Origin of the sequence: Mycobacterium sp. ITM-2016-00318, assembly GCF_002968285.2 — a bacterium.
In the GTDB taxonomy this organism is placed as follows: Bacteria; Actinomycetota; Actinomycetes; order Mycobacteriales; family Mycobacteriaceae; genus Mycobacterium.
In genome coordinates this window covers 4,474,460-4,487,482 of record NZ_CP134400.1, presented here as the reverse complement: position 1 = coordinate 4,487,482, position 13,023 = coordinate 4,474,460, and the positions used below count along the sequence as shown (strand labels likewise).

13 protein-coding genes are annotated in these 13,023 nt (G+C 67.1%); 5 read left to right on the top strand and 8 right to left on the bottom strand.

What is annotated here, in order from left to right; genetic code table 11:
- The first annotated feature begins 40 nt into the window (after positions 1 to 40).
- A complete protein-coding gene (locus tag C6A82_RS21955) occupies positions 41 to 1,291 on the top strand; it encodes an ROK family transcriptional regulator (RefSeq protein ID WP_105345331.1) in 1,251 nt (416 codons plus the stop codon).
- On the opposite strand, the gene C6A82_RS21950 is transcribed toward C6A82_RS21955, so the two are convergent.
- Both C6A82_RS21950 and C6A82_RS21945 read right to left on the bottom strand, forming a co-directional pair.
- The gene (locus C6A82_RS21950; RefSeq protein WP_105345329.1) at positions 1,230 to 2,225 is read right to left on the bottom strand and encodes a cytochrome d ubiquinol oxidase subunit II; all 996 of its coding nucleotides are present in this window, start codon (positions 2,223 to 2,225) and stop codon (positions 1,230 to 1,232) included. The genes C6A82_RS21955 and C6A82_RS21950 overlap by 62 nt on opposite strands.
- Positions 2,222 to 3,604, bottom strand: coding sequence for a cytochrome ubiquinol oxidase subunit I (locus tag C6A82_RS21945; RefSeq protein ID WP_233216927.1), 1,383 nt, complete (start codon positions 3,602 to 3,604; stop codon positions 2,222 to 2,224). The genes C6A82_RS21950 and C6A82_RS21945 overlap by 4 nt, the downstream gene beginning before the upstream one ends.
- Positions 3,605 to 3,740: 136 nt before the next feature.
- Between C6A82_RS21945 and C6A82_RS21940 the strand changes: the two genes are divergently transcribed.
- Complete coding sequence (locus C6A82_RS21940) at positions 3,741 to 4,736, top strand: AraC family transcriptional regulator (RefSeq protein ID WP_105345328.1); 996 nt, start codon at positions 3,741 to 3,743, stop codon at positions 4,734 to 4,736.
- Positions 4,737 to 4,741: 5 nt separating this feature from the next.
- Positions 4,742 to 5,137 (top strand): hypothetical protein, encoded by a 396-nt coding sequence (locus C6A82_RS21935; RefSeq protein WP_199193776.1) that lies wholly within the window; start codon positions 4,742 to 4,744, stop codon positions 5,135 to 5,137.
- Here the strand turns inward: C6A82_RS21935 and C6A82_RS21930 are convergent.
- The 4 genes from C6A82_RS21930 to C6A82_RS21915 form a co-directional block, all read right to left on the bottom strand.
- Positions 5,134 to 6,927: a CheR family methyltransferase gene (locus tag C6A82_RS21930; protein WP_396836832.1), complete on the bottom strand. Its 1,794-nt coding sequence runs from the start codon at positions 6,925 to 6,927 to the stop codon at positions 5,134 to 5,136. The two genes, C6A82_RS21935 and C6A82_RS21930, sit on opposite strands and share 4 nt — an antisense overlap.
- 91 nt (positions 6,928 to 7,018) lie before the next feature.
- Positions 7,019 to 7,780: an STAS domain-containing protein gene (locus C6A82_RS21925; protein ID WP_396836831.1), complete on the bottom strand. Its 762-nt coding sequence runs from the start codon at positions 7,778 to 7,780 to the stop codon at positions 7,019 to 7,021.
- Positions 7,770 to 8,798, bottom strand: a complete 1,029-nt coding sequence (locus C6A82_RS21920; protein ID WP_105345347.1) for a chemotaxis protein CheB — start codon at positions 8,796 to 8,798, stop codon at positions 7,770 to 7,772. Before C6A82_RS21920 ends, C6A82_RS21925 begins: the two co-directional genes overlap by 11 nt.
- A gap of 117 nt (positions 8,799 to 8,915) precedes the next feature.
- Positions 8,916 to 9,782, bottom strand: a complete 867-nt coding sequence (locus C6A82_RS21915) for a TIGR03619 family F420-dependent LLM class oxidoreductase (protein WP_105345323.1) — start codon at positions 9,780 to 9,782, stop codon at positions 8,916 to 8,918.
- A gap of 75 nt (positions 9,783 to 9,857) precedes the next feature.
- On the opposite strand from C6A82_RS21915, the gene C6A82_RS21910 reads away from it, so the two are divergent.
- Entirely contained in the window at positions 9,858 to 10,124 is a 267-nt protein-coding gene (locus C6A82_RS21910; RefSeq protein WP_105345321.1) for a DUF4235 domain-containing protein, read from the top strand.
- Between the two features lie 23 nt (positions 10,125 to 10,147).
- Positions 10,148 to 11,335, top strand: coding sequence for an MFS transporter (locus tag C6A82_RS21905; protein ID WP_105345319.1), 1,188 nt, complete (start codon positions 10,148 to 10,150; stop codon positions 11,333 to 11,335).
- On the opposite strand, the gene C6A82_RS21900 is transcribed toward C6A82_RS21905, so the two are convergent.
- Complete coding sequence (locus C6A82_RS21900) at positions 11,293 to 12,072, bottom strand: DUF4873 domain-containing protein (protein ID WP_311101470.1); 780 nt, start codon at positions 12,070 to 12,072, stop codon at positions 11,293 to 11,295. The genes C6A82_RS21905 and C6A82_RS21900 overlap by 43 nt on opposite strands.
- Positions 12,069 to 12,986, bottom strand: coding sequence for a diiron oxygenase (locus C6A82_RS21895; RefSeq protein WP_105341618.1), 918 nt, complete (start codon positions 12,984 to 12,986; stop codon positions 12,069 to 12,071). The genes C6A82_RS21900 and C6A82_RS21895 overlap by 4 nt, the downstream gene beginning before the upstream one ends.
- Positions 12,987 to 13,023: the final 37 nt, after the last annotated feature.

Below are 13,023 nucleotides of genomic sequence, written 5' to 3'. Positions count from 1 at the left end.
TTGGAGATGACCTCCGATCGGCCCTAACGGAATCGATGACATGGCTTTTTCCCGCACTTCGACGGCGACCTCGGCCGGGGGTGTCTACGGCCTGATCCGCACAGCGGGTGCCACTACGCGTGCCGAACTCGGTGACCTGACCGGGTTGTCCCGCACCGCCGTGGCCGCCAGGGCGGCCGCGCTGGTGGACCAGGATCTGGTCATCGAACGTCAACAGGCGCCGTCCACCGGTGGCCGCCCCGCCGCGCTGCTGACCTTCAATAAAGACGCCGGTGTCGTGCTCGCCGCCGCGATCGGGCGCAGCAGGACGAGGCTGGCGGTATGCGATCTCGCAGGCGAGATCCTTGCTGCAGGTGACATCGACCAGGAGATCGGCATCGGTCCCGACGAGCTGATGCCCGACGTGGTCAAGAGGCTCGACGTACTCCTCGACGGGCACCGCGGTGCGCGCATCCTCGGCGTCGGGCTGTGCCTACCCGGGACCGTCGACCAGCAGCGAGGCTGCAGCCTCGACTCGCCGGTCATGAGCGGCTGGGACGGGGTCCCGCTGGCGCCCTACTTCGCCGAGTTGACCGATGCGCCCGTCATCATCGACAACGACGTCAACGTCATTGCGCTGGCCGAGCGGCGCGGTGACCGCCACGCCGTCGACGATGTGCTCGTCATCAAGGCGTCGACGGGTCTCGGAGCGGGCATCATCGCCGGAGGCTCGCTACAGCGCGGCGCGGTGCAGGCGGCAGGGGAGTTCGGTCACAACAAGACACCCGCCGCCGCCGGGGTGCCGTGCCGCTGCGGCGACACCGGCTGCCTGGAAGCGGTCGCGGGCGGTTGGGCGCTGGTGCGGGCGCTGACGCAACAGGGCCGCACGGTCGGTCACATCCGCGACGTCGTGGAGTTGGCCAACGGCGGTGACGCCGAAGCGCGCAGGCTGATCCGCGATAGCGGTCGTCACGTCGGCGAGGTTGTCGCCGGCGCGGTGAACCTGCTCAACCCCGCGCTGCTCGTCGTCGCGGGCGATATGGCCAGGGCGTACGACATCTTCGTTGCCGGCCTGCGGGAAACGTTGTACCGCAACGCGACCGCGCTCGCGACCCGTGTGCTCCAAGTCGTGCCGACCACCTACGCGGACCAGTCGGGTGTCATCGGCAGCGCGACCATGGTCCTCGACCACGTGCTGAGCCCGCGTCTCATCGACGAGTCACTCGATGCGAGTAACGGGAAGCGAAAGTTCAGGCGCGGGTCCACTGCTGTGTCAGCCGCAGCAGATAAGCCAGGGCGGGCAGCACGATGACGCCGGCCAGCGCCACCACTACGAGGAGGCCGATCAGCGTGGAGTCGGCGCCCGCGCCGTCCTCGATGGTCACCTGATCGACCAGCAGCCACGGGTACTGGCCGACGCCCCATCCAATGATCACCGAACCGACGGCCGCCACCGCCGGGATGCGGGCCACCGCAAAGCGCCTGCGATACAGCAGCACAAGCGTCGCGACCCCGGCGAGCGCGGCGAGTACCAACAGCGGCGATGCGGCGGTCAGCAGGCCGTGGCTCAATGTCGGGGCGTCTTGGGCGACCGGGTACAGCCCGGCGAACACGACGACGCCCGCCGCCACACCGACCGCCAGGGTGCGGCTGCGCAGACGTTCGGCAAGGGCGGTGGCCCCGGCACGCGCCGCGTCAGCGGTCAGAAAAACCCCGGCGAGGAACACACACGTCGTCGCCGCCAGGCAGCCGCCCACCAGTGAGGGCGGGTTGACCCAGGACCCGATGAGATCGCCGTAGCCCTCCGCGGGCACCCGACCCGACGCGATCGCGCCTGCCACCGCGCCGAGAAAGAACGGGGTGATCACCGACGACGCTGCGAACACCGCCCCGAACAGCCGGGCCTGAGCAAAGGTGCCGGAATACTTTCGGAACGCGAAACTGGCGCCGCGCAACACGATTCCGGTCAGCGCGAGGCTCAGCGGGATGAACAGCGTCGTGGTCGCGGCGGCGAAGGTGGCGGGGAATCCGGTCCACCACATGACGAGGACGTAGATCAGCCAGACGTGGTTGGCCTCCCATACCGGCCCGATACTGGTGTCGACGAGCGTGCGGATCTCGCTGCCAAGCCCGTCGAAGCCTGCGGTCAGATCGTAGAAACCCGAGCCGAAGTCGGCTCCGGCGAACAACGCGTACACGACAACGCCGAGGAACATCGCCATGGCCACCACCGTTGCCAGCGTCACGACACGGTTTCTTCTCGAGGAGGTCCGTACGGACTGGGCAGATCGGCTTCGCCGGCGCGCCAGCGTCGTGCCATGGAGCGCAATACAATCCATGCTCCGGCCGTCATGCCGGCATAGACGATGAGCACGACGGTGTAGCTCCACCACAGCCCGGGACTCATGCTCGCGGCGTCGCTGGTCCGCAGGATCTGCCACACCGTCCACGGCTGGCGGCCTACCTCGGTGGCGACCCAGCCGAGTTCGACCGCGAGGATCGCCAGCGGACCCGCGATGACAGAGAACCGCAGGAACCAACGGTTCTTCAGCAGATCGCGGCCGCGCCAGCGAAACAGCCAGTACGCGACGACAGCCGCGGCGAGCATGGTGCCGATGACCACCATCGACTGGAAGGCCAGATGTGTGATGTTGACCGGTGGCCAGTCCTCCTTCGGCACGGTGTCCAGACCGGGCACCGGCGCGTCGAACGAGTTGCGGGCGATGATCGAGCCCAGCCGCGGGATCTCAAGTGCTCCGTGCACCTCGCCGTCGATCAGCACCCCGCCCAGCCGAAAGGGGGCGGGACCCTCGGTCGTCTCGGCGAGTTCGAACGCTGCGAGCTTGGCGGGTTGGGTGTCGTGGATGCGCATGCCCAGCACGTGGCCCACAAGAGGCTGCGCGAGCGCGGCCACCGTCGCGAACATGAACGGCACGGTGAAGCCGAGGCGGTGGTGGGCGTCGTTGCGGCCGCGCAGGAGGCCCGCCGCATACACCCCGGAGACCACGAATCCGACCACCATGAAGGCCGCCAGCCACATGTGCAGGAACTGCAGCCACACGCCGCCGTTGAACATCGCGCGCCACGGGTTGACGTCGGTGACCACGCCGTCACGAATGACGAAACCGGCGGGAGTGTTCATCCACGCGTTGACCGAGACCACGCAGAAGGTGCCCACTACACCGGAGACGCCCATCGGGATCAGCATGGCCAGGTGCCGCCGTGGCGGCAGACGGCCCCAGCCGTACAGGTAGATGCCAAGGAAGATCGCCTCGACGAAGAACGACAGCCCCTCGAACGCGAACGGCAGGCCGAGCACGTCGCCGAACCTGCCCATCAGGCCCGGCCACAGCAGGCCCATCTCGAAGCTGAGCACCGTACCCGACACCGCCCCGATGGCGAACAACACGGCCGACACCTTCGCCCACCGCTTCGCGAGACCGAGCGCCACCGGGTCGTCGCGCACGATGCCGCGCCGGTGCACGACATAGATGATGGTCGGAAACGCGACACCGAAACACGCGAGGATGATGTGCCACCCCAGCGAGACCGCCATCTGCTGTCGGGCCGGCAGCAGTCCGGGCGGTTCGGTCGCGAGTTGGGAGATCACCGTACTGAGCCCCACTCGATCACCCTAGCCACTTCTACCGGGGCGAATCGGACACCCTGAGGTCAACCCGCACCCGAAGTCGGGGGCACGGGGTACCGTGGTCGTATCCGGGGGTTGAGGCTCAAGCCCCGACGTAGCGTCACCTGAAGAGGTGATCCACATCGCAAACGGTGAGACCAAAGTCCAGCGGCCCGAACGCGTGCGGGCCGAGGTGTCGGGTGCTGTCAAAATTCGCCAATTCCTGGAGAACACCTACGGCACGCGCCTGCGTGTGCAGGACAGCCGCCCGAGAGAGGCTCAGAAGCTGACCCACGTACGCCTGGACTGCGGCCCGTTCGTCATCGACGACGTGAACATGCCCGGAGAGGTCGACTATTCACCCGACCCGCTGGGCAGGGTGGCCGCCGTGTGGGCGACCCACGGGAAGGTGCGGAGCAGATGCGGCGGCCTCGACGGCGAGGCGGTGGCCGGTGAGGTGACTCTGGTGGCGCAGCCCGACCTGCCGTGCTTCGCCAGCACGGAGGACGTCCGGCTGACGTCGGTGCTGATAGACCCGGCGACGGTGGCCAGTGTCGCCGCTGGCGTACCCGTCGGCGCGGCGCCTGCGCCGTTGCGTTTCGCCAGCTTCGAACCCGTGACTTCGGGCGCGGCGAAGGCCTGGCGCGACACCGTCATCTATGTGAAGAACGCCGTCCTCGCCGACGAGACCGTCGTCACCCCGCTGGTCGTGGGCCACCTCGGCCGCCTGCTCGCCTCCGTCGCGCTGGCGGCCTTCCCCAGCGCCGTGGCCAGTGACTCGACGCAGTTCGACAGCGTCGATTCCCATCCGGTGCTGCTCCGTCGCGCCATCGCCTACATCGATTCGCATGTCGCCGAAGACATATCGCTGGCCGACATCGCCGATGCCATCCACGTCACGCCGCGCGCCGTGCAGTACATGTTCCGCAGGCACCTCGACGCCACGCCCCTGCAATATCTGCGAAGGCAGCGACTGCAGTACGCCCATCTCGACCTGCTCGCGGCCGACCGCATGAAGGACACGGTGACCGCGATTTCCGCCAGGTGGGGCTTCGCGCACACCGGCCGCTTCGCGGTGCTCTACAGGCAGCACTTCGGCCAGAGCCCGCACACGACGTTGCGAAGCTGACCGGAGTGAACACCGGAGCCGATCCGACCGAAGACCCCGCCATGGCACGTGGAGCGCTGGCGCGGGCGCGGGCCGACGAGCTGAGAATTCGCCAGAGCGAACTCGCGCACGGTGCCCGATCGTCGCAGCAGACGGCCCAGCGCGCGAAAGCACGGGCAGATGAGGCTCTGGAGCGGGCCATCTCCGCGCACCAGGCGGCGGCCGAACGTCACGGCGACGCCGGCGAGGCGCACCGGCGGGCGGCAGCGGCTCACGAGCAGGCGGCGCTGCGGGCCGACGAGGTCGGAGCCGATGCCCATCAGAGCGCCGCGGAGCACCACCGGCAGGAGGCATCGCGCCACGACGCTGCCGCGGTCGAACAGTCGGCGGCCGAGGCCTTCGACATCGCCAACCGCAGCTAGGCGCCCGCGTCCATCGCCAGCAGTGCACCTGACGCCGAATTGCCGTTGTATCCGAACGCGCTGCACGTCACCCGAATTCTGACCTGCTTGCCGCGCCTGTTTACCGCATCGAGCGCGGTGTTCTCGACGGTGCCCGGCTCCACGAGGATCCTGCCGATCAGCGGGTTGACTTCGGTCAGGGGCAGGCCGATGTCGAGCGATGCCAGCGGCGCCCCGACCACCTCGACGGAGCGCAATCCCCACAGGTCCTCGGAACCGCGATTCCACAGCACAATTCGCATCTCGCGATCCACGACGATTATCCCGAGCTTGACGGAGTCGACGAGGGCGTCGAGGAAACCCTTCGTCTCTTCGAGTTCCCGACTGCGGTCGCGCAGGGTCTCGTTGATGGTGTGCAGCTCGTCGTTGGTGGACTGCAGCTCCTCGTTCATCGTCTCGAGCTCTTCGTTGGTGGACTGCAGCTCTTCATTGGTGGTCTCGAGTTCCTCCACCGTCGACTGCAACTCCTCGTTGGTGGTCTCCAACTCTTCGTTGGTGGACTGCAGCTCTTCGTAGGCGGACTCCAGCTGGCTGTTGGCCTGACCGACCTGCGTCAACAGGTTTCGGGTAGCCGTCACGTCGAAGAAGGCGATCGAGGTGCCGATCAATTCGTCGTCGGTGTCGACGAGCGGGTTGACGTGCACCTCGTACCACATCGGATCGGCCCCGGTGCGCTGCCACTGAACGTCTTGGATCAGCGCCGACTTCCGCTCCGCCCTCGCTTGGTCCAGATACGACCGCAGCTCCAGCGGCCGGTAGGACACCTCGAGGTCGCGCAGCAGCCTGCCGATGTCCCGAGCTGACAACCCGAAGACGCGCTCGGCCTGTTCGTTGACCATCGCGACCGTGTCGTCGCCGGTGACCACGATCTGAGGCACAGGACTCGCGCGGAACGCCAGATCGCGAATCGGGTTCAAGCCGGCCAGGTCCCCATGTCGGAGCAACGGAGTGGACGGGTCGAAGCGATCGAGGTTGGTGTGCGAGCCGGCCGTCTTGCGGAACACGCGACTGTTCATGTCGATCGGGGAGAACTTGTCGCTGTGACTCAACAGCATCTCGGCATGCCCGAGGAAGATCACGCCGCTTGGGGCCAGCGCGAAATGCAGCCGGCGCAGAACATTTCGTTGTGTCTCGCCATTGAGGTACATCAGCGTGTTGCGGCAGGCGAGCAGGTCCACCCGCGAGATCGGAGCGTCCCTGACCAGATCGTTGCGGCCGAAGATCACCGCGCGGCGCAGTTCCTTCCGAAGGACGAATCGACCGTTGTTCTGTTCGAAATACCTGCTGCGCAGATCGTCGGGCACCGCTTCCACAGCCCGTTCGTCATAGGACCCGAGCCTGGCTTGGGCGAGCGCATTCTCGTCGACGTCCGTTGCGTAGATCTTCACCCGGCGCCGGAAGGAGTCTGAGCCGAGGGCGTCGGAGAACAGCATGGCCAGGCTGTAGGCCTCTTCGCCCGAAGCGCAACCGGCGCTCCACACCCGGATCGCCTGGTGGGGCCCGTGCGTGGCGAGGATCTCCGGGATCGCGTGGTCGCGGACGAACTCCCACGCCTCCGGGTCCCGGAAGAACGCGGTGACGTTGATCAGGATGGTGTTGAACAACGCGGCGAATTCGTCGGAACTGGCCTGCAGCACGTCGAGGTACTCCTCGAACGTGGCGTACCCGGCCTGGTCCATCCGGTGCCGAACCCGGCGCATCAGCGACGTGCGTTTGTACCCGGTGAAATCGAAACCTCGGGAATCTCGCATGTAGTGCAACAGGGCTTCGAACGCCTCGTCCGTCGTCTCGCTCAAAGTTCGTCCGTTCCCTGGTTAAACCCGTGCACCGAACATACTCGCGTCAAAGCCGGTTCTCGGGTCCGATCACCGCCCACACGGTCTTGCCCGTCGAGGTCGGCGCATTTCCCCACATGCGGCACATGGCCGCCACCAGACCAAGCCCGGAAGGGATGTGGCGCACGGTCGAGAATTCGTTCAGAGCCGGCGGCTGGTGACTGCAATCCTGCACCGCCACCGTCACGTCCGACCCGTCGGTCTCGAGCCGTACCTCAGGGGCGCTATCGGTGTGCTGCAGCACGTTCTCGACGAACTCGGTGACGACGACCTTCGTTGCCGGGATCAGGTCGTCCCGCGACCACGCAGTCAGCCAGTCGTTCACCAATTCGCGGGACCGGCGCAGGCTGGAGACGTCCGCGGGCAGATGGGCGCGGGCGCGCCGCCGTCGCCGTGCCGGGATGTCGTCGTCCAGCGCGGCGGTGGCGCTGCCGACGTCGGAGTACACGGGAACGTAGCGGGACACACCGTTGCGGGTGATGGCGTCGCGCCCGGCGCGATGCTCGCACACCAGCAGGATGGGCACCTCGGGCCATCGCCCGACATGCCAGCGGGCGCTGGTGAAGACGGCCAGCGCCGACGGGGCGGGCACGTCGAGATCGCTGATGTCGATGACCACTGCAGCGGGCACCTCGAGGGCCGCCTTGATGATGATGTCGCGCAACAATTGGTAGGTGGTGGTGTCCAGTACTCCGTGCGCCGTGAGCACGCTGAAGTCGGCCACCGCGCTTGCGGTGACAGTAAGCGTGCAGGACCGGTCAGCCACCACGCTCATCCGTTCCCGACGTCGGACGCATCGGCTCGGCCAACCGCCTGCCGAGCACCGTCACAGCCGCTTCGGCTTCTTCCGCCAATCGGGTGTACCGCGCCGAGAGCCTGCCAGGGCCGACGTTGTCTGCCAACCGGCGTGTCATCCTGGCCTTCTCCTGCAGGCTGCGCAGTGCGATCCAGAGCGCGTTGTCGACCTCGTCGTCACGTGCCTGCAAAAGGGCCTCCGCGGTCCACGCATGGCCGACCCGGCAGCGGAAGCTCTTCTCGCTCAACGTCATCAGGGAGCCGTTGCAGTCGGGGCAGGTGTATCCGGACGGCGGACCAAGCCCCTCGGAGTCGAACGCCGTTGAGTACTTGCGACCCATGGCGATGCGGTTCTCCAGTTCCATGCTGATATCGCGCTCCATCTCCCGCTCCTCGATATCGCGCTCGGTGAGCTGCTTGATCAGGGTGCCTGCGTCCGCGGCGGCGACCTGGTGGTCGATGACGCCGGCTTCTATCGCGTTCTTCGGCATCGTCGCGAACAGTGCGTCGTCCGGCCGCTGGGCGACGGTGATGCCACCCCTCGAACGGATGGCGGCCGCGCCGAGAACGCCGTCGTCGAGCACGCCGGAGAACACCAGTCCGATCGCATACGGCCCGAAGTGCAGCGCGGCGGATCGGAACAGGGCGTTGATGGCGGGCCGGTGACTGTTCTCGGTGGGTCCCTCCGACAGCACCACCTTGTGGTCGGACAGCAGGAGGTGGCGATCCGGCACCGCGACGTAGATGCGGCCCGCCTGCAGGGGCTCGCCGTCGATGGCCGTACTCGCAGGCAGCGGTGCATGCCTGTCGATGATCTTGCCCAGCACGCTGGGTGCACTTGCGGGCATGTGCAGCGTGACCAGGATCGAGTAGGAGAAATCCGCGGGCAGCCCACCCGCGAACTGGGTCAATGCCTCGACGCCCCCCGCCGAAGCGCCGACCACAACGACTCCGCGCGGTACGCCGTTGCTGAGACCACTGCTCTCCGCCATTGTGACCTGGTTACCCATGCCACGCTCGGGCAACCCTTCCTGTCCTCGGGCGACTTGGCGCCGGGCGCGTCAAGTTGTCCTTGACGCTACGCTTCTTTCACGATCGACGGCAGGCCCTCAGGCCTTGGCGATGACCTTCTCCGCAAAGGTTTCCAGGTTGCGGATCTTCGCCTCGAGCGGCTCGGTGTCGGCCCCCATGATGTAGGGGTTGCGGAAGCCGACGATCGCGTCGGTGACACCCTTGTCCTCGAGCTGTCTGATGCCGTCGGGGCTGTAGGCGTCGGCCGACATGACGTGAATCTCGAACGGTCCCGTGCGGCCCTCTTCCGCGCGGATATCGTTGAGCCGGTTGATGAGACGGTCGAGTTCGCGCCGACTGCTTCCACCGTGCATCCAGCCGTCGCAGCGGACGGCGCGGCGCAGTGCGGCCTCGGCATGCCCGCCGATGAGGATTGGGATCGGTTCCGAAGGGGCGGGCGTCATCTTGGTCTTCGGGATGTCGTAGAACTCGCCGTGATAGGAGAAGTATTCGCCGGACGTCAAACCCTTGATGATGTCGATACACTCGTCCATCCGCTTGCCGCGCTTGGCAAAAGGGACACCGAGCAGTTCGTAATCCTCCGGCCACGGGCTGGTGCCGACGCCAAGCCCGAGCCGATTGCCGAAGATCGCCGCCAGCGAGCCGGCCTGCTTGGCCACCAGCGCCGGTGGCCGGATCGGCAGCTTCAGCACGAAGAAGTTGAACCGCAGCCGTGTGGTCACCGCGCACAGCGCACCGGCGAGGACGAACGCCTCGACGAACGCCTTTCCGTCGAGGAACTCGCGATTGCCGTCGGGGGTGTAGGGATACTTCGAGTCCGACTCGAACGGGTAGGCGATGCTGTCGGCGACCGTCATCGCGTGGTAGCCGGCCGCCTCGGCCGCCTTCGCCAGAGGCAGGTAGTAGGTCGGGTCGGTCATCGCCTCCGCATAAGTGAACCTCACGAAACGGATACTAGAACGCGTTCTAATCGGCGCCGCTGTGTTTCGGCGGCGACCGGCGCGGGAACGTCGTTGGCCATGAGCGCGTCGAAATCGTTGTACAAGCCCCTCTCGATCGGCATGAGCGTCCTCGGCGGGCTGATCGCAGGCAAGATCTTCACCGAGATCTGGCAGCGGGTGAACCCGGACGACGAGGAGCCCGATCCCAAGGACCTGAGTCGCTCGGCGCGTGAGGTGTTCATCGCCGCCGCGGTACAGGGCGTCATTGTCGGCCTGGTGCGGGCGGTGCTGGCGCGTGGCCAGGCCAAGGGCTTTGCGGCGCTGACCGACGAGGACCTCAGCTAGCTTTCGTCGGGCACCATGGACCGGTGTCGACCTGGCTGACCCGCAATGTGCGGGTGCTGTCCGCCGTCTCTTTCCTGCAGGACACCGCCAGCGAACTGCTCTACCCGCTGCTGCCGATCTACCTCACCTCGGTGCTCGGTGCGCCCGCCGCGGTCGTCGGAGCCGTCGAGGGAATCGCCGAAGGCGCAGGCTCGCTGACCAAGCTCGCGGCGGGCCCGCTCGGCGACCACTACTCGCGGCGCCCGCTGATCGCTGTCGGCTACGGGATGGCGGCACTCGGCAAGGTCATCGTCGCGGCCGCCGCGGCGTGGCCCGGCGTGCTGACCGGACGCGTGGTGGACCGCCTCGGCAAGGGGGTTCGTGGGGCCCCACGCGACGCTCTTCTTGTCGACGGAGTCGACGACGCGGCCCGCGGCCGGGTGTTCGGATTTCACCGGGCGATGGACACTCTCGGCGCCGTGGTCGGTCCGCTGCTGGGCCTGGCGGGCTACGAGCTTCTCGACCATCAGATCGCGCCGCTGCTGTGGGTGGCCGTCGTCCCCGCGGTGCTGAGCGTCGCCCTGGTCTTCCTGTCGCGGGAGGTGCGGCGGGTGAGGCCCGCACAGCGCACGGCGATCTTCGCGCGGGTGAAGGAGCTACCGCGTCGGTACTGGCGGACGACGACTCTGCTGGTCGCCTTCGGCATCGTCAACTTCCCCGATGCGCTGCTGCTGTTGCGGCTCAACGAGATCGGCTTCTCCGTCGTCGAGGTGATCCTGGCCTACGTCGGCTACAACCTGGTGTACGCGCTGTCGAGCTATCCGGCGGGACTGCTCGCCGACCGCTTGCCGAGACCCGCCGTGTTCGGCATCGGGCTGATCTTCTTCGCGGTCGGGTATCTCGGCCTCGGCCTGACCACGGACACCGTCACCGCGTGGATACTGATCGGGGTCTACGGCCTGTTCACCGGATGCACCGACGGCGTTGGCAAGGCGTGGATCTCGTCGCTCGTCGGATCGGATCTGCAGGGCAGCGCACAGGGCGTCTTCCAGGGCGCCAGCGGCTTCGCGATCCTGATCGCCGGCGTGTGGGCCGGATTGTTGTGGGGCGCCGACGGCACTCTGCCGCTGCTGATCTCGGGGGTGGCGGGCGCGGTGTTCGCCGTCGCGGTCCTGAGTGCGTCCCTGCGTTATCGCAGCGGCACGACGACCTCGACGTCGTCGAGCGCATAGGGCGGCATCCCGACACCCGCCACCGAGTAGCCACCCTGCTGGGTGCGCTCGGTGATCCGGCCCTCGGCGCTCTGCTCGCCGATCGTCAAGGTCACCGCTTGCGGCCGCGTTTCGTCGGGCAGCGCATCGAGAATGGTTCCCTGCCAGTGGTATCGGCCGTCGATCGGATCCAGGCGGCCGGACAGCCGCACCCGGACGTCGCGCTCGTCGTCGCCGAGACACAGGGTCGCCGGTCCGTCGTAGACCTCGTCGGCGACACCGATGTGAGAGGCGAGGTCGAACGCCGTCGGCGCCGCCTTCGCCATCCGCTGCCAGTACGACGCATCCGCGCGGTCGGCCTTGTCGGCGCCGCGCAGATGAAACGTGCGCTGGGTGCTGAACAGCACCTCGATGCGGGTGCTCCGGGAGCGTCGCATGAGAGCGAGGCAGTCGCAGATGTAGTCCAGTCGCGCGTCGGCAACGGCGTCGCTGCCGTTGACCATGAAGTAGTTCGGCGCACCATGGACGGCCACGCCCAGATAGGGTACGAGATCTTCACGGCCGGAACGTAATTGATCGGTGATGACGATCCGTGCTCGACACGACGGCAGTGTCCAGCTGTGGGCGGCCTCGTCGAACACGGCCCGGGTCAGGTCGACGCCGTCGCGCACGATGACGTCGGTCACCCCGGCCTTGGCGAGCCGTTGTGCGGCGCAGTCCACCCCGACGACCGCGACGTCGTAGACGTGCTCCGTCACTGTTGGGGCAGGAAGCCGGTGCGACGCCACATCCAGCGCGAGATGCGGCCCATCAGGCCGACCTCGGTGAGGAATGCCGCCAGCGGCGCGAAGCCGCTGATCTGAACCTCGTGACGGTGCGGGCTGGTGCGAGCGAGGTGGCGGGCGCGGTCGGCGTCGAGTCCGATGCGGTGGTACGGCACCCGGTTGGTGAACAGGAAGCGGAAGAAGTAGCCGCCCAACCCGTTGATGCTGCGCACGTACAGCCGGGGGATACGGCCCATCGTCGGCGTGCGCTTGCGCAGGCCGTCGCGGGCGAACTGGATGTGCCGCGCTTCCTCGGTGACATGAATACGCATGAGCCGCTGCACCACCGGCTGCAGGTCGTCGTCGTCCATCATCTGCCGTTGCAGCGAGTCGAAGATCTCCTCGCCGATCAGGGCCGCCACCCACAACACGGAGCCGACGAATGCGAACGGCAGCGTGTTGATGATCATCCGGTGCCAGCGGCGAGGCTGCACCGGCTTGGCGCCGAGGTGCTCGATCGCCCTGCCGAACATCACCATGTGACGGGTTTCGTCGCCGAGTTCCGTCAACTCGTAATGCGTCGAGCGGGCCGTCGGATCCTGATGCATCATCTTGCGCAGCAGTGCCTGATTGAGGATGTTCTCGAACCAGATGCCCGCCGACAGCGTGTTGACGAGTTCCTGTCGCGACAGCTCGATCTGCTGCTCGCGCGTCATCTCGTCCCACATCGGGGTGCCGTAGAGCGACACGCACCGCGGCGGCAGGAAGAACTTGTCCTGGTCGAGTGGCGCATCCCAGTCGATGTCCACGACGGGCGCGTAGGACTTCTTCACCGACCCCTTGAGCAGGCGTTCTGCGAACTCTTGGCGGGTGGTGGGTGCTGGCTGCTGCCTCATCGAGGCGGTCATCCGCGACTCCCTTGTGCGTAGACGCTCCTGTCTCAAA

Bases quoted from the DNA above. Each gene is read 5' to 3' on its own strand.
- C6A82_RS21955 (WP_105345331.1), top strand. From the start codon at position 41: ATGGCTTTTTCCCGCACTTCGACGGCGACCTCGGCCGGGGGTGTCTAC.
- C6A82_RS21930 (WP_396836832.1), bottom strand. From the start codon at position 6,927: ATGCGAGATTCCCGAGGTTTCGATTTCACCGGGTACAAACGCACGTCG.
- C6A82_RS21920 (WP_105345347.1), bottom strand. From the start codon at position 8,798: ATGGCGGAGAGCAGTGGTCTCAGCAACGGCGTACCGCGCGGAGTCGTT.
- C6A82_RS21910 (WP_105345321.1), top strand. From the start codon at position 9,858: ATGAGCGCGTCGAAATCGTTGTACAAGCCCCTCTCGATCGGCATGAGC.
- C6A82_RS21895 (WP_105341618.1), bottom strand. From the start codon at position 12,986: ATGACCGCCTCGATGAGGCAGCAGCCAGCACCCACCACCCGCCAAGAG.